The following is an 18,007-nucleotide window of genomic DNA, read 5'->3' as shown; positions in this document are numbered from 1 at the left end:
CGGTCAGGGGCAGCCGCCCCTGTCCCCACGCACATTCGCGGTCTGCCACACACCTTGGGCGTTCTTGCGTAGTGACACCTGGTAGAAGACCTCAGGGTCCGTGCCCGCCGGGTTCCCCTCGACCTCGCCGGTCTTGCGATGCTTCGTGTACGCCTTGCTTTCGTCCGTGCAGTAGCTGAGCAACGCCGTCACCCTGTTCTCGCCGACCGTGACTTCAGGATTGAAGACGGGCAACTTGCCGATGACGTTGAGGTTCTTGTCCGTGTAGGACCTGATCCACTGCTTGCTCTGCTCGCGGGCCGCCTCGGTTTCGTAGAAGGCCACCGCTTCACTGCCGGGGTCGTTCGCGATGATCGCCGCGTACCCGGCCCGGAGATCCTCCCTGCCGTCACTGAGTACGGACTGCTTGACGGGGTCGCTGCTCTTCCAGTCCTCGAAGGTCAGCCGGAAGCTGCTGGGGATGGTGATCTTCGGGCGTACGAGTTCGGACGACGCCTGTGCGGAGGCGGAAGTACTGCTCGGCTCAGGAGTCGCCCTCACCCTCTTGCCCGACGGTTGCCCGCCGTCTCCGCCGCACCCTGTGAGCAGGAGAGCCGCTGCTGTGGTGAGGGTGGCGGTCGTAGTGGTCAAGCGGTGGCGGGGCACAGGGGTCTCGCTCTTTCGGTTGTGCGGTGCGGGCGTCGCTTCAGCGGTTGATCGACTGGATTTCCTGGACGTTCATGTCCTGGGTCGTCTCGAACGTGCCGTCGGGGAGGTCACCGCCCGTGCCGTCGCTGCCCTGCCAGGTGATCTGCCAGGTGACGTTGGCCGAGAGTTGGTAGGGGGTGCCGTTGGTGGCGCGGAGGTAGCGGATGCCGCACGGCGGGGTCTTCTTGGCGTCGCCCTTGGTGTACGGCGTGCCGATCGAGCCGTCGTCGTTGATCTGGCAGTCGCCGGATGCGGGGAAGGTTTCCGCGTCCTCTGTGCCCGGGTCCAGGTGGAGGGCGATCGGCTTGGCGGTCGTCTCCGCCCACAGGCCCGTGTTGGGAAGTTCGGCGCGGACCTTGACCTCCTTGAAGGTGCCCTTGTCCAGCCAGACCCAGGTGGGGAGGTTCACGGTGGACTTGGCCTGCGGCTTGAGCTCGATCTGGGTGCCGGGAACCTCGATCTTGTTGTACGCGTAGTCCGCAAGCGTCTTGGACGTGGGGGCGTTCGGGACCTTGGGGATCTCTGCGGCGTCCTGCCAGAACATGATGCGGCCGCAGTCCCAGGAGTCGGGGTCGGTCTTGTCCGGAGCGACGCTGCGCCAGAAGTAGCCGTCCTTGCCGATGTTGTAGTTCTTGTAGCCCGGCGCGGTCGACAGGGTGTCGTCCCAGTTCTCGGAGTCCTCCTTGTCCCGGTAGTGGTCGGTCCAGAGTTCCACGCCCCACCATGACTCGTGGACACTGACGTCGCCCCCGCCGACGGTCTCCGAGAATTTCTTCAACTGCTCGGGCGTGAAGACGGGCTCGTACCAGCAGGCCGGGGGCTTCCAGTTGACGTCCGCGGAGGACAGGGTCCCGCGCTTGCCGCCGGTGGGACCGCTGTCTTGGGTGACCCTGATTCGGGATGTGCCGGCGGAGGCGTAGATGTCCTTGCCGTTGTTTCCGCCGGAAGTGGCGGGCGGCGTAGTTGTTTTGCCAGGGGTGTAGTTGGCGTATGCGTTGCCGCCGCTGCAGAGCACAATGGCGACGGCAGCGATCGAGGCCCAGCACCGAGCGGGAGTCGGCGTCCTCATGCTCGGCACTCCTTCGCCTTGCCGGTGACCTCGATGACCTGGACCTTCCACGCCTGGGGAGAGCCGGACGAGGGGACCATGAGCAGCCGATGCTTCAGGTAGCTGTCGAGATTCTCCTCAGTGCGGAGAATCTTGTCGGTCTTGATGTCCTTGCTGTAGGCCTTGCCTTGGTTCTCGCAGAACGTGACGAGGACGCGTTTACCGCCGGTCAGAGTGGTCGTCTCGGCGTCGTAATACTGGTCCGTCCCGGCGGGTGTCCAGCCCCCCTTCACCCAAGTCTGAATTTGCGACTTGACGTACTTTTCGGCTTGGCCGTCCGAGTAGAACTGGTACGCCGGGTCGTTCGGGTCCTGCGCTGCGATGCCGTGGTACATCGCCTTGACGTAGTTCTCCGCGTCGGCAAGCGCCGCCGCGTGCTTCGCGTCGGACGGCTCGTCGAAGTCGAAGACCAGGTGCAGATCCTTCGGCACGCTGATGTCGGGACCGCCGCCACCCTCAGGCGCAGACGCCGAAGCCGACGGATTTCTTGCCCCTGTATCCGCCCCCTTGATGTCCTCCGGCGATTTGTCCTCGCCCCCGCCGCAGGCGGTGAGCAAAAGAGCCGCCGCCGTGGTGAGTGCGGCGGCGGTGGTGGTGAGTGCGCGGCGGGCCACGGGCGTTCCCCCGGTGATCGATCGTCTTCGTGCGTGTGCGGCAGGGAACGAAGCTATCAGGGGCGGGTGGTGGGCACTTGAGAGGCGGTGGGGGATTGTGTGGGAAGCGTGAGGACTGTGTCATGGCGGTTGTGAAGGGTCTGGATCGCGACGACGGCACCTCATGGGCAATTCGGGCTTGATGCGCATTGCCTGACAAAGGGTGGTCGGTCCAGGCATCCCTTTCCCACCGCCCTTCGAGGACCTCAATAAGAGTCAATAAGATCTCTGTAGGCTCAGCACACCTCTCGGCCCACAGTTCGCCTCACGGCACTCCACACACGACCCCAGGACACCCGCCATGCCGCGACGCCGCACCTCAAGCTCGTCAAGCTCGACGGGAAGCACGACGGGAACGACAACTCCGAGGAACCGGACGCCGCAGCCGGTGAGGATCCGGCGGCGGTCGTTCGGAGACTTCGTCAAGGCGTTCTTCGCGTTCGTCGCCCTGGCCGTTCTCCTCGTCGGCGTGCCCGGCGCGCTGGCCACGCAGATCGGGTGGCCGTTGCCGAACGGGGTGCCGAGCCTCGACTGGCTTCAGCAAGAGATCACCGTTCAGACCTTCCTGAACATCCTCACCGTCGTGGTGTGGCTCGCGTGGGCACAGTTCACCGCCTGCGTGCTCGTGGAGATGAAGGCCGCGCTGTCCGGTGTCGGTGTGCCGGGGCGGGTGCCGGGCGCCGGGCCCAGTCAGTTGCTCGCCCGGCAGCTCGTCGCCGCGCTGCTGCTCGTCGGCGCCACCGCGGCCAGCTTCACGCCCGGTCTGTCGCAGCTCGGGCAGAGCGGCTACGACGCCAATCAGAAGCCGACCGTTGCCGCCGCCCAGCAGACCCCGGGTCTCTTCGCCCAGCAGCAGGAGCAGGCCGCCGACTCCGCGGCCGCCCTCGCCGAGCAGGCCTCGCACGCCGCCTCGCACGCCGACGCCGGTGGCAGCACCGCCAAGCAGGGCGACACGAAGTACTACCGGATCCAGCCGCCCGAGGGGCGTCACCACGACTCCCTGTGGGAGATAGCGGATCGGCACCTCGGTGACGGGCGTCGCTACCAGGAGATCTTCGAGCTCAACAAGGACCGCATCCAGCCGGACGGGTCCAAGCTCTCCGAGGCCAGCCTCATCCGGCCCGGATGGATCATGGAGATGCCGGGCGACGCGCGCGGCGGCGAGCTCGTCGAGATGCCCGACGAGGCTCCCAACGTCTCCCCGGACGTGCAGCAGCAGATCAGCGACTACGCCCAGACCGGCGATCATGCACAGGGCGGCGGCGCCGGGGGCAGTGGTGCCCAGGGTGGCGGGCACGAGCACGCCGGTGGTGGTCCCTCCGCCTCCCAGGTGTCCCTGCCCGAGCAGCGGCCCGCCCCCGACTCCGGTCACCAGCAGGCCACCGGTGTCGACGCCGAGTCCGGCAGCTCCTTCGGTCTGCCCGAGGCCCTGCTCACCGCCCCGCTCCTCGCCGCCGGTCTCCTCGGTGCCCTGGGGCGGCGGCGCCGGCAGGCGTTGTGGCAGTCGGCGTTCGGGGCCGTCGGCGGGCGACGCGGTATGGAGCCGCCCACGCCGAGCGGTGACGCGCAGGACGTCCAGGACGCGCTGCTCGTCGGTGCCGACCCCGAGGGCGTGCGGCTGCTCGACCGGAGCCTGCGTGGTCTCGCCGCTTCCCTCGCGGAGGAGTCGCGGGCCCTGCCGGTCGTGTATGCCGCCTGGCTCAGCAACGGTGACCTGCACCTCCAGCTCGCCCAGCCCGCCGGGAAGCCGCCCGCCCCCTGGCAGCAGGGACAGGACCAGACCTTCTGGATGCTGGCCCGGACGGACGCCGAGCGCTACGAGGACGTCGACACGGCCGCGCCCTACCCGGGGCTCGTCAGCCTCGGCACCATGGACGACTCGCGGCTGCTGCTCAACCTGGAAGCCGTGCCCGGCATCGTCTCCCTCTCCGGCCGGGAGGCCGACCGGGCCGCCGTCTTCGCGTCCGTCGCCGCCGAGTTGGCGACCAACGGGTGGTCCGACCGCATGACCATCACGCTCGTCGGCTTCGGGCAGGACCTCACCCCTCTCGCCCCGAACCGGATCCGGCACCTCGAGGACATCGAGGCGCTCGTCGAGACCATGGAGGCCGAGACGCGGCAGCGGCGGGGCGCCCTGGGTGCGGCCGGGCACGACTCCGTCCTCACCGGGCGCACCGGTCCCGCCCAGCACACCCGCTGGGCCCCGCACCTCGTCCTGCTCGCCGCCCAGCCGTCCGCCGAGGACGCCGTCAAGCTCGCCGAACTCGCCGCCGACGCAGGCCGTCTCGGCATCGGTTACCTCGTCGGCACCGAGACCGGCGACCTGCCGGGCGCCGCCTGGGAGATGGAGATCACCGGCCAGGGCAAGCTGCTCGCTCCCCTCCTCGGGCTCGAACTCGACGCCCAGCTGCTGCCCGCCGCCCAACAGCGGGCCGTCGTCGAGCTGTTCGTCGACGCCGACCCCGAGAACCGTCCCGAGGGCGGCCCGGCCAACAGGCCGCCGTTCCTCGTCGACATCAGCGAGCAGGGGCGGCCGGCCGTCTACGCCCGGCTCGTCGGGCCGTACGAGATCATCGGTCTCGACACCCCGGACGGGGACCGCAGTGCCCTCCTCCACGAGGCGCTCGCCCTGCTGCTTCTGCACCGCGAGGGCGTGCACCCGCGCGTGCTGTCCTCCGCGCTGTGGCCGCGCGGCGTCACCGACGACGTGCGCAACGCGCTGCTGGACCGGCTGCGCGACTGGCTCGGCGCCGACCCCGACGGCACTCCCCGCCTCGGCACCGACAGCAGCGGCCGGCTCACGCTCGCCAAGTCCGTCGTCTCCGACCTGGACGTACTGCGCTCCCTCTACCACGAGGCCACACAGGGCAAGGGCGCCGACAGCCGGGCCGTGCGCGGGCGGCTGCTCACCGACGCGCTCGTGCTGGTGCGCGGGCCGCTGCTCGCCGACCGGCCCGAAGGCCGCTACCGGTGGCTCGGCCACGAGATCGTCGACGCCCAGCTGCCGCTGCTCGTCGCGGACACCGGGCTCGCGCTGTGCGAGTTCCACATGGAGAAGAACCGCGCGGAGAAGGCCATCGAGGCCCTCAACGCGGCCCTGCGCACCGCCCCGGCCGACGAGCGCCTGTGGCACGAGCTGCTGCGCGCCACGCACGCCACCGGCGACACGTCCCGGGTGACCGCGCTCGCCACCGATCTCATCGGCCGCAGCGGGGCCCGTGGTCTGCCGCCGCGCACCGAGGCACTGCTCGACGAGCTGCTGCCGACGTGGCGCGACGCGATCGCCGCGGTGGGATGAACACCGGGGTCCTGGTCATCGCCGCCGCGCTGTGGGGTGCGGCGGCGGGTGCGTTTCTGCCCCGCGCGGCCTATCGTTTCTCGGCCCCCTCGGGGGAGCCGTGGCGGGAGCGGTGCCCCGGCGGGCACGCCCTCAGGGGCTGGCTGGGCCGGGGCTCGTGCCCGGAGTGCGAGGGGGCCGGATACGGGCCGCGTACGGTACCGCTGGTGATCGTCACCGCCCTCGTCTGCGCCGCCCTCGCCGCCGCCACCGGCACCCGGCCCGAGATCGGCGTCTGGCTGCTGCTCGCGCCCGTCGGGGTGCTGCTGACGGCCGTCGACTTCCGGGTGCGTCGGCTGCCCGACCCGCTCACGCTCCCGTTCGCCGCGGCCGCGCTGGTCCTGCTCGGTCTCACCGCGCTCGTGCCCGAGCACGCGGGGGAGTGGACGACCGCCCTGCTCGGCTCGCTCGCGCTGGGCGGCGGCTACTTCGTGCTGTTCCTCATCAATCCCGCGGGGATGGGCTTCGGCGACGTCAAGCTCGCCCTGGGCGCGGGGGCGGTACTCGGCTGGTACGGCTGGCCGACGGTGATGCTCGGCACGTTCGCCGGGTTCGTGCTGGGCGCGTTGTACGGCGGTGCTCTCGTGGTCGCGCGGCGGGCCGGGCGCAAGACGGCCATCCCCTTCGGGCCGTTCCTGATCTCCGGCGCCTTCCTCGGGCTGCTGGCCGGGGCCTACGCGGCCTGACGTCCTCAGGGCCCCAAGGCCCGACGTCCTCAGGGCCCCAAGGCCTGACGTCCAGCGGCCCGAACGGCTGGCGTACGCTGGGCTGGTCCGTCCACAACCCTTACGAAAGGGACGCCCGGTGACCGAGAAGGCCGACCTTCAGCCCATCCTCGACCGTGCTGCCGCCGGTGGGCGGATCACCCCCGACGAGGCGCTCGTGCTGTACCGGGACGCCCCGCTGCACGCGCTGGGCGCCGCCGCCGACGCCGTACGCCGCCGCAGGTACGCGGGCACCGAGCACATCGCGACGTACATCATCGAGCGCAACATCAACTACACGAACGTCTGCGTCACGGCATGCCGCTTCTGCGCCTTCTACGCCGCCCCCAAGGACACCGCCAAGGGCTGGACCCGCGACCTGGACGACATCCTGCGCCGGTGCGCCGAGACGGTCGAGCTGGGCGGCACCCAGATCATGTTCCAGGGCGGACACCACCCGGACTACGGCGTCGAGTACTACGAGAAGCACTTCTCCGCCATCAAGCAGGCCTTCCCGCAGCTGATCATCCACAGCCTGGGGGCGTCCGAGGTCGAGCACATGGCCCGGATCTCCAAGGTCAGCGTCGAGGAGGCGATCCAGCGCATTCACGCCGCCGGGCTCGACTCCTTCGCCGGTGCCGGTGCCGAGCTGCTGCCCGAGCGGCCCCGCAAGGCCATCGCCCCGCTGAAGGAGTCCGGCGAACGCTGGCTGGAGATCATGGAGATCGCGCACGGGCTGGGCGTGGAGTCCACGTCCACCATGCTCATGGGCACCGGCGAGACCAACGCCGAGCGCATCGAGCACCTGCGGATGATCCGGGAGGTCCAGGACCGCACGGGCGGCTTCCGCGCCTTCATCCCGTACACCTACCAGCCCGAGAACAACCACCTGAAGGGCCGGACGCAGGCGACCCTCTTCGAGTACCTGCGGATGATCGCGATCGCCCGGCTGTTCATGGACAACATCGCCCATATCCAGGGCTCGTGGCTGACCACCGGCAAGGAGGTCGGGCAGCTCTCCCTGCACTACGGCGCCGACGACCTCGGCTCGATCATGCTGGAGGAGAACGTCGTCTCCTCCGCGGGCGCCAAGCACCGGTCCAACCGGATGGAGATCATCGACCTGATCCGGAAGGCCGGGCGGGTGCCCGCGCAGCGGTCGACCACGTACGAGCACCTCGTCGTCCACGACGACCCGGCGAACGACCCCGTCGACGACCGCGTGGTCTCGCACATCTCGTCCACGGCCATCGAGGGCGGCACGGCTCACCCCGAGCTGAAGCTGCTCGCCCCCAACTGAGCCGGTACGGAGAGGTAGTTGGAAACCATTCACACGGCCGACGCCGTCCGCGTCACCTGGGACTCCGATCCCGTCAAGGGCGGTGCCGTGGCCGTCGGACGGGACCGGATCGGCGCCGTGGGAAAGCTCGACGACGTACGCGAGGCGTTCCCCCGGGCCCGGGTCCGAAGGTGGCCCGGCACCCTCGGTCCCGCCCGGGTCCACGAGGGCCCGCTCCCGGACGCCCCGAGCCCGCGCGAACGCGTTCACGAGGTGCTGAAGCTCGGCGCGGTCGCGGTCCTGGAGGAGTACGTCGACTCGCCGGAACTCCGGTCCGCCGCCGAGCGCAGCGACGTCGTCGTCCTGCCGAGTGCGCGCCGCACCGCCGCGATCGTCCCGACCGGCCGCGCCGACCTCGCCGTCTTCGACGAGGCGGGGGAGTGCGTCGCGACGGTGTGCGCGGGGCGGCTCGTGCATCGGCGGCGCTGATCAGCGCCCCTTTGATCCGTCAGCCCGCGAACGCCTCCCCGAACGCCCCCGAACTCTGCGCTATCCCACTGCAGTCGGTCGCCGGCTGGTCCGACGTGGAGCCGTTCGCGCACTGCCGGTCCCGCGCGGCCGACCACATCGACACCCACCCGATGCCCTTCTCCCCGGCGAAGGCCCGGACCTCGGCCGCGTCGGCGAGCGTGAAGGTCTCGCCGTCGACGTCGTTGACGCCGATCATCGAGGTGAGCGCCATGCCCTGCCAGGCGGCCGCGTCCGACGTGCCGAAGACCTTCTTCAGCTGGGTGTGCGCGGCCTTGGCAGCGGTGAGGGCGTAGCCGCCCATGTCGCCGTCGTACGACGTGCCGTAGTTCATCGTCATCAGGTTGACCGTGGCGACCTGTACGCCGTTGTCGTTGGCGGAACCGAGCAGCGCCAGGCTGTCCTTGCCCAGGCCCGAGGGCATGACCGGGAGCGTGAAGGAGACCTCCAGATCCGTGCGTTCCTTCTGGAGCAGCGCGATCGCCTTCGAACGCAGGGCGACGGAAGCGGAGTCGGCCAGTTCGTCGCCCTCGACGTCGAAGTCGGCCCGGGTGGCACCGGCCGCGTCGAGGGCCTTGCCGTACGCCGCCGCCAGTTCCGTCGCGCTGTCGCAGGCCGCCGCGAGTTCCTTTCCGGAGGCGCCGCCGAAGGAGACCCGGACCTGGCCGCCGTTTTTCTCCAGCCGCGATATACGGGACTTCACCGCCGAATCCCCGATGGCGTGGGTGCCGTTCCAGCGCGGGGTGCAGTCGTCGCCGTCGGCCAGGACGAAGGCGAGGTTGTACGTCGCCGGGGAGCCGGCGGAGTCCGTGCCGGTGGCCTCCGTGGCGCTCACGTACGGGGCGTACACGGTACCGGCCTCGGCGGGGGGCGAGGAGGCAGGAGGCGAGGACGCGGGGGGCGAGGTGCCGGGCGCGGCCGACCGCGAGGGCGCCGGGCGTGCCGCCTCGCCCTGTTCGGAGCACGCCGTGGTGGCCAGGGCGATCAGGCAGCCCAGTCCGACCGCCGCCGGCTTCCGGTAACTCCTCATGGCGCGTGCTCCCGTTCTCGTGAGACCTCAGGGGGTACGCACACCAAGTACGTTTCCCGGCAGCAAACGTCTCACGAGGCCGGGCACTCGCATCGCGATGCGCGGGCGTTTGTGAGAACTCTCAGAGAAAGAACAGGTTGAGCCCTTTCTCATGGTTCTCTCACATGGAATTCCGCGTTTAGGACACATAAAGGCGTCCTGATGTCCGGGGAACGCATTCCGAGCCTGCCATCGAAAGCCGCGTCACTCGCGGTCGCCGCCGCACATGCGGCAACGAGTCCGCCGAAGGGCCCGTGTTCGTCGACAGCTCCGGACGCCGGCCCGGCTGCTGCGCCGGACCGGCCTCCTGCTGGGGGCCGTCTGCGTCGGGTACGCGGCCGTGCTCGGCGCGGTCTTCATGGGCTGGGGCACCTCGCTCACGCCGTCGCAGTTGCTGCCGCTCACGCCCGCGTCCCCCTCCGCGGTCGCCGACTGACCGGGGGCGCCATATGTCCACGCCCCCCCGCGGCCGCCGCCGCGCTCCCTCCCGGATGGAGCGGGCCGCCGGCAAGGCCGCCGCGCTCCAGAAACCGCGCGTCATCTTCGCCCTGCCGCGCCGCATGCCGACCGTCCCCGGCGCGATCGGTGCGTTCCGCCGCGAGGCGGTGCTCCAGGTCGGAGGCATGAGCGAGGACACCCTCGCCGAGGACACCGACATCACCATCGCCATGCGCCGCGCGGGCCGGCGGGTCGTCCACCAGGAGCACGCGCGGGCGCGGATCGAGGCGCCCGGATCGCTCAAGAAGCTGTGGTCCCAGCGCTACCGCTGGTCGTACGGCACCATGCAGGCGCTGTGGAAGCACCGCAAGGGCCTGACGGGCAAGGGGCCTGTCTGCCACTGGACAGCCAGTGGTCCGTGTTCGGCGTGGGCTGGGTGCTGATCGCGGTCTTCGTGCTGCTGTGCGGGTGGGTGGAGGACGTGGCGGCACGGCGCAAGCCGCGGCTTCTCCCGGGCGGGCGTACTGCAACAATGGGCCCGTGACCCGCGCATCCCTGGACAAGCAGCCGCACGAAGTCGCCTCGATGTTCGACGACGTGGCGGAACGGTACGACCTGACCAACGACGTGCTGTCCCTCGGCCAGGACCGGCGATGGCGCAAGGAGGTCGCCAAGGCGGTCGACGCGCGCCCCGCGCAGAAGGTCCTCGACCTGGCGGCGGGTACGGGCACGTCCTCGCTGCCCTTCGCCCGGACCGGCGCCTACGTCGTCCCGTGCGACTTCTCCCAGGGCATGCTCCGGGTCGGCAAGCAGCGGCAGCCCTGGCTGCCCTACACCGCCGGGGACGCGACGCGGCTCCCCTTCAAGGACGACACCTTCGACGCCGTCACCATCTCCTTCGGACTGCGCAACGTGCAGGACACGGACGCCGCCCTGCGGGAGATGTACCGGGTGACCCGGCCCGGCGGGCGGGTCGTGATCTGCGAGTTCTCGCACCCCACCTGGGCGCCGTTCCGCACCGTCTACACCGAGTACCTGATGCGCGCCCTGCCGCCGGTGGCGCGGGCGGTGTCCTCCAACCCCGACGCCTACGTCTACCTCGCCGAGTCCATCCGGGCCTGGCCCGACCAGCCCGCGCTGGCCGAGCGGCTGGGCGAGGCCGGCTGGTCGCGGGTGGCCTGGCGCAACCTGAGCGGCGGGATCGTCGCCCTGCACCGGGGCTTCAAGAAGAGCTGACCCCTACGGCGAGCTGAGGGCCATGTACGGGTCGCCGGGCTCGTCCAGCTCCCGCTGGAGACCGCCCCTGGGCGCTCTGGGGCTCCGCGGCTCGTGCACGCCCCCACCGCCCTCGCCGGGCCCGAAGTCGAACCACACGTAGACCGTCGATTCCCGCGGCACCTCGGCACCGGGCTGCGGGTACTGGCGTACGACGTAGTCGACGACGGCGAGATGGAAGTCGGGCCGGTCCGGTGCGTTGAGGAGCAGGCCCTGCGCCCGGGCCGTCTCCCGCGCGTCCACGGCCATCAGGCCCACCAGACGCGGCACATGCACTTCGGGTGTTTTGCGGGATATGCGCACAGATGTCACCCCCAGCGGTACAGGAACGGTAACTCCCGCTCCACACCGGCCGGAAGCGACAGGTGCCCTTCTGTGACAGTCGGCTACGCAGCGTCAGTGGACGGTGGCCGGAGGTCGAGCCGGTAGCAGTGCCCCGACCGCTCCGAGGCCGGTGTCCTGAACGTCTCGGCGAGGCGCATCCCCAGCCGCTGCGCGACCGCGATGGACCGGGTGTTGCGGGCGTCGACCATCGCCACCACGCCCGGTACGCCGGCCGCCCGCATCCGCTCCAGCGTCTGCCGCGCGGCCGCGGTGACATAGCCCTTGCCCCAGTGCTCCCGGCCCAGCCGCCAGCCGATCTCGATCTGGCCCGTCGGCCCCCAGCCCCGCTCCCAGGGCTGGGCGCCCGTGAAGCCGATCACCTGCCCGGACTCGTCGAGCATGCTCCACAGGCAGAAGCCGAGCTCGGCGTCGTGCCGGCGCTGGCGGGCGGTGAGCTCCTCGTAGACCGACAGCTCGGCGGCCTTGCCGCCGTGGAACTCCATGACGTCCGGGTCGTCGAAGAGCCGGTGCCAGACGAACGCGTCCTCGTGGGTGGGGACACGAAGCCGCACGGCGGGGAGAGCTCGGTTCATGGAGGCAGCCCTTCAGCCGGTGATGATTGCCGCTGCATAGACTGCCCATGTCCAGTGCCGGTCGGCACGCAGATTTCGAACTTGGGGAGATCCCGCCGTGACCGTCGTGACCGAGCCGCTCTCCGAGAACACCGCCGATGTGATCGTCGTGGGCGCGGGGCCGGCCGGCTCCACGACCGCCTACCACCTCGCCAAGGCGGGACTCGACGTCCTTCTGCTGGAGAAGACCGAGTTCCCGCGCGAGAAGGTCTGCGGCGACGGCCTCACCCCACGCGCCGTCAAGCAGCTGGTGGCGATGGGCATCGATATCTCGGAAGAGGCCGGCTGGCTGCGCAACAAGGGCCTTCGGATCATCGGCGGCGGGGTGCGGCTCCAGCTCGACTGGCCGGATCTCGCCTCCTTCCCCGACTACGGCCTCGTCCGCAAGCGTGACGACTTCGACGAGCAGCTCGCCCGGCAGGCCCAGAAGGCGGGCGCCCGGCTGTTCGAGCGCTGCAACGTGGGCGCGCCGATCCTGGACGACCGCACGGGCCGTATCACCGGCGTGCACGCCAAGCTGGGGGAGGAGAAGCGCGAGGTCACCTTCCGCGCCCCGCTCGTCGTGGCCGCCGACGGCAACTCCACGCGTCTGTCCCTCGCGATGGGCCTGCACCGCCGCGAGGACCGCCCGATGGGCGTGGCCGTGCGGACGTACTTCACCAGCCCGCGCCACGAGGACGACTACCTGGAGTCCTGGCTGGAGCTGTGGGACCGCCGCGGCCCGCAGGACCGTCTCCTGCCCGGCTACGGCTGGATCTTCGGCATGGGCGACGGCACCTCCAACGTCGGCCTGGGCGTGCTGAACACCTCCGACTCCTTCAAGGAGCTGGACTGGCGCGAAGTCCTGAAGGCCTGGTGCGCGTCCATGCCGGAGGACTGGGGCTACACCCCCGACAACATGACCGGGCCCATCCGCGGCGCCGCCCTCCCCATGGCCTTCAACCGCCAGCCCCCCTACACCAAGGGGCTGTTGCTGGTGGGCGACGCCGGCGGCCTGGTGAACCCCTTCAACGGCGAGGGCATCGCCTACGCCATGGAGTCCGGCCAGATCGCCGCCGACGTCATCGTCCAGGCCCACGCCCGCGCGACACCCGCGGGGCGTGAACTGGCCCTCCAGCGCTACCCGCGCGTCCTGAAGGACACCTACGGCGGCTACTACACGCTCGGCCGGGCCTTCGTGAAGCTCATCGGCAACCCGAAGGTCATGCAGATCGCCGCCCAGCGCGGCCTCACGCACCCGCTGCTGATGAAGTTCACGCTGAAGCTCCTCGCGAACCTCACGGACCCGACCGGGGGCGACGCGATGGACCGCATCATCAACGGGCTGAGCAGGGTGGCGCCGAAGGCCTGATCAGGCACTCGGGCCTTCGGCGCCGAAGGCCCGGTCAGCCGCTCAGAGCCGCGACGTTGGCGGCCCGGCGCGCGAACACCTCGTCCCGCCGGTCCGTCATCTGCCGCAGCGCGTCCTTCCGCTCCCGCTGGGAGAGCCGGTCCAGATAGAGCTGCCCTTCACAGTGATCGGCCTCGTGCCCGAGGCAGCGGGCGAAGTAGCCCGTGCCCTCGATCACGATCGGTTCGCCGTCCCGGTCGTACCCGCGCACCACGGCCCGGTCCGGACGCGGTACGTCCATCACGGCGCCCGGCACCGACAGGCACCCCTCGGCCTCGTCGAGCAGCCGCCGGTCCGCCGGGTCGAGCGGCTCCAGCACCGGATTGACGATGTGCCCGACGTGCCGCACCCCGTCGTCGTCCGGGCAGTCGTACACGAACAGCCGCAGATCGACCCCGACCTGGTTCGCCGCGAGCCCGGCCCCGTCCGCGATGTACATCGTCAGGAACATGTCGTCGATCAGCGCGGCGAGGTCCGGACCGAACTCGGTGACGTCCCGGCACGGCTTGTGCAGGACCTCCTCACCGACCTCGGTGATCCGCCGTACCTTCCCGTTCCTGGCCTCGGGCGCGAGCCGCGGGTACGAGTCGACGGGCCGTCCCTGCACGAAGACGCTCGGCATCTGTCTCTCCCTGTGATTGTGAGAATGCTGTGGGTGGCGGGAGCCGGGCTTCCGGCATCGGACGCCCCTCCCTACCCTCCGGGAATCATGACAACAGAACACGCGCAGCAGTCCCAGGAGCAGTCCGGCCACACCCGCAGACGCTTCCTCACGGCCACCGGGGGAGCCGCCGGGGCCATCGCCTTAGGGCCCGGCATCGCGAGTGCCGCGCCCGCCTCCGGCGGCAGACGCGTCGCCGTCCTCGGCGGTGGCGTCTCCGGCCTCAGCGCCGCCCACGAACTCGCCGAGCGCGGGTACGCCGTCACCGTCTACGAGTACTACGACGCCCTCGGCGGCAAGGCCCGCTCGATGGACGTCCCGGGCACGGGAACCGGCGGGCGCGGGCCGCTACCCGGCGAGCACGGTTTCCGATTCTTCCCCGGCTTCTACCGGAACCTGCCGGACACCATGCGCCGCATCCCCTTCGCCGGCAATGCCGACGGCGTCCGCGGCAACCTCCGCTCCGGCACCGAGGCGCTCTTCGCCCGCGGCTCGGGCCGACCGGACCTGCACTTCCCCCTCAGACGCGCCACGACCCCGCCGCGCCCCGCCGACCTCACCCCGTCCTGGATCCGCGACCAGATCCTGTCCGTCCTCGACCTCGGCACCCGCCTGCCCGCCCACGAGGCCGCCTACTTCGCCAACCGGCTCCTCGTCCACCTCACCAGCTGCGAGGCGCGCCGCGAGGGCCAGTGGGAGCAGGTCGCCTGGTGGGACTTCATCCGAGCCGAGGAGATGAGCCAGGAGTACCGCACGCTCCTCGGCATCGGCCAGACCCGCAACCTCGTCGCCACCCGCGCGGAGGTGGCGTCCACGAGGACCGTCGGCCGCGTCATCATCGAGGCCCTGCTGCTGTGGGGCCTGCTCGGCCGCGGCATGGACGGCCCCGACGCCGACGTCGACCGCGTCCTGAACGCCCCGACGAGCGAGGCCTGGATCGACCCCTGGGAGACCCACCTGCGCTCACTCGGCGTGGAGTTCGTCCTCGGCACACAGGTCCACGAGGTCCTCTACGACGGCGGCCGGGTGACCGGCGTCCGCGTCTCGGCCCGCGACGGCAGCGGGGAGCGCACGGTCACCGCCGACCACTACGTCAGCGCCCTGCCCGTCGAACACGCCCGCCTCACCTGGGGACGGGCCCTGCGCGCCGCCGACCCGCAGCTCGCCCGGTGCGACGCTCTCCAGACGGACTGGATGACCGGCGTGATGTTCTACCTGCGCACCCCGACCCCGGTCGTGCACGGCCACATCAACTGCCTCGACTCGCCCTGGTCGGTGACGGCCATCGGCCAGGCCCAGTTCTGGGACGTACGGGACTTCTCGCGCGACTACGGCGACGGTCAGGCGCGCGACTGTCTCTCCGCGATCATCTCGGAATGGGACAAGCCCGGCATCCTGTACGGCAAGACGGCCAAGGAATGCACCAAGGGTGAGATCGTCGCCGAGCTCTGGGCGCAGTTGAAGGACGGTCTGAACGACGCCGGGAAGACGACCCTGCGGGACGAGGACCGGCTGGGCTGGTTCATGGACCCGGCGGTGACGGGCCTGGGCGGCCCCGACCCGCAGAACCGCGAACAGCTCCTCGTCCACCCGACGGGCACGCTCCACAACCGCCCGACCGCCCGCACGAGGGTGCCGAACTTCTTCCTCGCGGGCGACTACGTCCGCACCGATGTCGACCTCGCGTCCATGGAGGGCGCCAACGAGTCGGCGCGACATGCCGTCAATGCCCTGCTGAATGCCGATAATTCGGACGCGGAGCGCTGCCGGGCCTGGGAGCTGTACCGTCCGCCGGAGCTGGAGCCCCTGAAGCGCGTGGACGAACTGCGGTACCGGCTGGGGCTGCCGAACACCTTCGACCTCGGATAGGCGCCCTGAGGGGCCCTGGAGGGCCTTGACGGCGTACCGGGGGTGTTTTGGACAGGCCGGGAGGGCCGCTGCCCCGAGCGGCAGCGGCCCTCTGACCCGTTATGCGTGAAATCAGTGCGAGCGCGACATCAGAGGACGCGTACCGCGCCCGACGCCGGGTAGCCCGACAGGTCCTGGATGACGACGCCCTTGGACGGGTTGGCCGCGTCCAGGTACTGGCCGTCTCCGATGTAGACACCCACGTGGTACGCGGAGCCCTTGCCGCCCCAGTAGAGGATGTCGCCGACCTGGAGGTTGGACAGCGAGACGTCCGTGCCGGCCATCGACTGGTCCTGCGAGACGCGCGGCAGGTCCACACCAACCTGCTTGTACGCGGCCTGCACGAGGGAGGAGCAGTCCCAGGCGTTGGGGCCGGTGGCACCCATGACGTAGGCGTCGCCCACCTGAGCCTTCAGGAAGGCGATGACGGTCGCGACGCTGCCGCTGGCGGGCGCCGACACCGACGTGGAGGCGGACGCGGACGCGGAGAGCGTGGCGCGCTCGGCGTTGCGCGCGGCGCGCTCGGCGGCGGCCTTGCGGGCGGCCTCGGCGGCCTTCTTCTTGGCCTCCGCCTTCTTCTTCGCCTCGGCGAGGTCCTTCTTGGCCTCCGCGGCGGCCTTGGCGGCGGCGGCGTCACGCTCGGCTCGCAGTTCGTAGTTCGCGGCCGCCTGCTGGGTGGCGGCAGCGGACTGGGCGACCTGGGCGGACATGTCGGCCGTCAGGGTGGGCAGCTCGATGGTCTGGGTGACCGGCTCGGCGGCGCTCGCCGAGGCCGACGCACCCGCCGCTGCCATGCTGAGAACGCCACCGGCAACTCCGGCACGCACGGCGATCGAAGAGGTCGCGCTGCGGCGGGGCTTCCGGTGGCTGCGTATGTGAGCGGTGTGGGACATGGGAACAACCGGTACCAGGGGCTCCTTCATATCTTCAAGAAACGTGTGCTGCGCCACAGTTGTTCAATCGGGCCCTCAAAACCTCCGGGGGAGCCTCTTTATTGACGCCGTAACGGACATTGCGGGCTCACCGTAACCGGCCTGTGATCACGCTCTTTGATCAATACGCCCGAATTGCCCCGCACCTACCATCGGTTGGGTTGATTGGCCAAGCCCCGTTCTCATGCGCCTCTCATGCGTGTGACGGAGGTCACGGAACGGCTGCCGGTGTGGCCGCGTCCGGCGTCGTAGATCACGGCGGGATCACGGCCTCGCGAAGATCGTGAACGGATGCACGCGTCCACACCCCGCTCCATGCGCCCTCTGATGTGTGAACGCGCCTCTATCAAGAGATCGTTTCCATCGCCAATTTGCATGCAAGGGAACCATCTTGATATTGAGACGCCCCCTCCGGCCTGCGTTGACGAGCCAAAATGTCACCTCTGGTGATCACTCGGACGCTTCGGGTGTGAAGATCACCGCTCATCCGACTTCATGATCGATCGTCAGGTGGTGGAGATCACAAAGCTTGTGCAATACCCCGTGTCGCAGATCACAGAGCGTCGGGCATAAGATGCACGCGGTTGGGCTTGTGACCTGCTTCACATGTTCCCGATCTTCGCCGGGACGGGCGAGGTTCGAGGGACAGGTGGGGCGGAAGTGAGCCCGACGCAAACCGCCAGCAGTCAGTGCCGACTGAGAGGAGCGAGGAGCGGTGAACGCTTATGCGCCCATCCTCGTACTGGGAGCCCTCGGGGCAGGCTTTGCGATCTTCTCCGTGGTCATGGCCACGTTGATCGGGCCCAAGCGGTACAACCGCGCCAAGCTCGAGGCCTACGAGTGCGGTATCGAGCCGACCCCTACGCCGGCCGGCGGCGGGCGCTTCCCGATCAAGTACTACCTGACGGCGATGCTCTTCATCATTTTCGATATCGAGATCGTCTTCCTCTACCCCTGGGCCGTCACCTTCGACGCCCTGGGGATCTTCGGGCTCGTGGAGATGCTGCTCTTCGTGCTCACCGTCTTCGTCGCGTACGCGTACGTATGGCGGCGCGGCGGCCTGGAATGGGACTGAGGGGCCA

Annotated in this window: 17 protein-coding genes and 2 pseudogenes; 11 read left to right on the top strand and 8 right to left on the bottom strand. The window is 70.1% G+C overall.

Features of this window, described 5'->3' with window-relative positions; all coding sequences use genetic code 11:
* Nucleotides 1–3: 3 nt before the first annotated feature.
* The 3 genes from ACZ6TU_RS03745 to ACZ6TU_RS03735 all read right to left on the bottom strand — a co-directional run bounded on the left by ACZ6TU_RS03745 (nucleotide 4) and on the right by ACZ6TU_RS03735 (nucleotide 2,409).
* Nucleotides 4–540 (bottom strand): hypothetical protein, encoded by a 537-nt coding sequence (locus ACZ6TU_RS03745; protein ID WP_467672260.1) that lies wholly within the window; start codon nucleotides 538–540, stop codon nucleotides 4–6.
* A 145-nt stretch (nucleotides 541–685) separates the two neighbouring features.
* Nucleotides 686–1,756: a hypothetical protein gene (locus ACZ6TU_RS03740; protein WP_467672258.1), complete on the bottom strand. Its 1,071-nt coding sequence runs from the start codon at nucleotides 1,754–1,756 to the stop codon at nucleotides 686–688.
* Nucleotides 1,753–2,409, bottom strand: a complete 657-nt coding sequence (locus ACZ6TU_RS03735) for a hypothetical protein (protein ID WP_469546360.1) — start codon at nucleotides 2,407–2,409, stop codon at nucleotides 1,753–1,755. The genes ACZ6TU_RS03740 and ACZ6TU_RS03735 overlap by 4 nt, the downstream gene beginning before the upstream one ends.
* A 340-nt stretch (nucleotides 2,410–2,749) precedes the next feature.
* Here ACZ6TU_RS03735 and ACZ6TU_RS03730 point away from each other — a divergent pair, with 340 nt between their 5' ends.
* The 4 genes from ACZ6TU_RS03730 (at nucleotide 2,750) to ACZ6TU_RS03715 (ending at nucleotide 8,257) form a co-directional block, all read left to right on the top strand.
* The gene (locus tag ACZ6TU_RS03730) at nucleotides 2,750–5,746 is read left to right on the top strand and encodes a BTAD domain-containing putative transcriptional regulator (protein ID WP_467672254.1); all 2,997 of its coding nucleotides are present in this window, start codon (nucleotides 2,750–2,752) and stop codon (nucleotides 5,744–5,746) included.
* Entirely contained in the window at nucleotides 5,743–6,471 is a 729-nt protein-coding gene (locus ACZ6TU_RS03725; protein ID WP_469546356.1) for a prepilin peptidase, read from the top strand. The genes ACZ6TU_RS03730 and ACZ6TU_RS03725 overlap by 4 nt, the downstream gene beginning before the upstream one ends.
* Nucleotides 6,472–6,589: 118 nt before the next feature.
* Nucleotides 6,590–7,789, top strand: coding sequence for a cyclic dehypoxanthinyl futalosine synthase (gene mqnC, locus ACZ6TU_RS03720; RefSeq protein ID WP_467672250.1), 1,200 nt, complete (start codon nucleotides 6,590–6,592; stop codon nucleotides 7,787–7,789).
* A gap of 18 nt (nucleotides 7,790–7,807) precedes the next feature.
* Complete coding sequence (locus ACZ6TU_RS03715; RefSeq protein WP_467672248.1) at nucleotides 7,808–8,257, top strand: hypothetical protein; 450 nt, start codon at nucleotides 7,808–7,810, stop codon at nucleotides 8,255–8,257.
* Between the two features lie 19 nt (nucleotides 8,258–8,276).
* Here ACZ6TU_RS03715 and ACZ6TU_RS03710 read toward each other — a convergent pair whose 3' ends face one another.
* The gene (locus ACZ6TU_RS03710; RefSeq protein ID WP_469546352.1) at nucleotides 8,277–9,326 is read right to left on the bottom strand and encodes a chitinase; all 1,050 of its coding nucleotides are present in this window, start codon (nucleotides 9,324–9,326) and stop codon (nucleotides 8,277–8,279) included.
* Nucleotides 9,327–9,591: 265 nt separating this feature from the next.
* Between ACZ6TU_RS03710 and ACZ6TU_RS03705 the strand changes: the two genes are divergently transcribed.
* The 4 genes and pseudogenes from ACZ6TU_RS03705 (at nucleotide 9,592) to ACZ6TU_RS03690 (ending at nucleotide 11,039) form a co-directional block, all read left to right on the top strand.
* A complete protein-coding gene (locus ACZ6TU_RS03705) occupies nucleotides 9,592–9,801 on the top strand; it encodes a hypothetical protein (RefSeq protein ID WP_467672244.1) in 210 nt (69 codons plus the stop codon).
* Between the two features lie 112 nt (nucleotides 9,802–9,913).
* Nucleotides 9,914–10,195 (top strand): annotated as a pseudogene (locus ACZ6TU_RS03700) (glycosyltransferase family 2 protein); the annotation flags it as partial.
* Nucleotides 10,196–10,197: 2 nt separating this feature from the next.
* A pseudogene (locus ACZ6TU_RS03695) lies at nucleotides 10,198–10,347 on the top strand (acyltransferase family protein); the annotation flags it as partial.
* Nucleotides 10,344–11,039: a demethylmenaquinone methyltransferase gene (locus ACZ6TU_RS03690; RefSeq protein WP_467672242.1), complete on the top strand. Its 696-nt coding sequence runs from the start codon at nucleotides 10,344–10,346 to the stop codon at nucleotides 11,037–11,039. The pseudogene ACZ6TU_RS03695 and the gene ACZ6TU_RS03690, both read left to right, overlap by 4 nt.
* 3 nt (nucleotides 11,040–11,042) lie before the next feature.
* On the opposite strand, the gene ACZ6TU_RS03685 is transcribed toward ACZ6TU_RS03690, so the two are convergent.
* Nucleotides 11,043–11,354, bottom strand: coding sequence for a PASTA domain-containing protein (locus ACZ6TU_RS03685; protein WP_467672240.1), 312 nt, complete (start codon nucleotides 11,352–11,354; stop codon nucleotides 11,043–11,045).
* Between the two features lie 110 nt (nucleotides 11,355–11,464).
* A complete protein-coding gene (locus ACZ6TU_RS03680; protein WP_467672238.1) occupies nucleotides 11,465–11,995 on the bottom strand; it encodes a GNAT family N-acetyltransferase in 531 nt (176 codons plus the stop codon).
* 97 nt (nucleotides 11,996–12,092) lie between these two features.
* On the opposite strand from ACZ6TU_RS03680, the gene ACZ6TU_RS03675 reads away from it, so the two are divergent.
* Complete coding sequence (locus tag ACZ6TU_RS03675) at nucleotides 12,093–13,385, top strand: geranylgeranyl reductase family protein (protein WP_469546347.1); 1,293 nt, start codon at nucleotides 12,093–12,095, stop codon at nucleotides 13,383–13,385.
* Nucleotides 13,386–13,419: 34 nt separating this feature from the next.
* On the opposite strand, the gene def is transcribed toward ACZ6TU_RS03675, so the two are convergent.
* On the bottom strand, nucleotides 13,420–14,046 hold the full coding sequence (gene def / locus ACZ6TU_RS03670) for a peptide deformylase (RefSeq protein WP_467672234.1): 627 nt from the start codon (nucleotides 14,044–14,046) through the stop codon (nucleotides 13,420–13,422).
* Nucleotides 14,047–14,133: 87 nt separating this feature from the next.
* On the opposite strand from def, the gene ACZ6TU_RS03665 reads away from it, so the two are divergent.
* Nucleotides 14,134–15,954, top strand: a complete 1,821-nt coding sequence (locus ACZ6TU_RS03665) for a hydroxysqualene dehydroxylase (protein WP_469546343.1) — start codon at nucleotides 14,134–14,136, stop codon at nucleotides 15,952–15,954.
* 128 nt (nucleotides 15,955–16,082) lie between these two features.
* Here the strand turns inward: ACZ6TU_RS03665 and ACZ6TU_RS03660 are convergent, their stop codons facing one another.
* Nucleotides 16,083–16,916 carry a C40 family peptidase gene (locus ACZ6TU_RS03660; protein ID WP_467672230.1) on the bottom strand — a complete coding sequence of 278 codons (834 nt, stop codon included), beginning with the start codon at nucleotides 16,914–16,916 and terminating at the stop codon, nucleotides 16,083–16,085.
* 724 nt (nucleotides 16,917–17,640) lie between these two features.
* Here ACZ6TU_RS03660 and ACZ6TU_RS03655 point away from each other — a divergent pair.
* A complete protein-coding gene (locus ACZ6TU_RS03655; RefSeq protein WP_003974383.1) occupies nucleotides 17,641–18,000 on the top strand; it encodes an NADH-quinone oxidoreductase subunit A in 360 nt (119 codons plus the stop codon).
* Nucleotides 18,001–18,007: the final 7 nt, after the last annotated feature.

Source organism: Streptomyces sp. NPDC052064 (assembly GCF_055585925.1).
The sequence above is the reverse complement of the archived record's forward strand: the minus strand, read 5'-3'. Positions and strand labels throughout refer to the sequence as shown.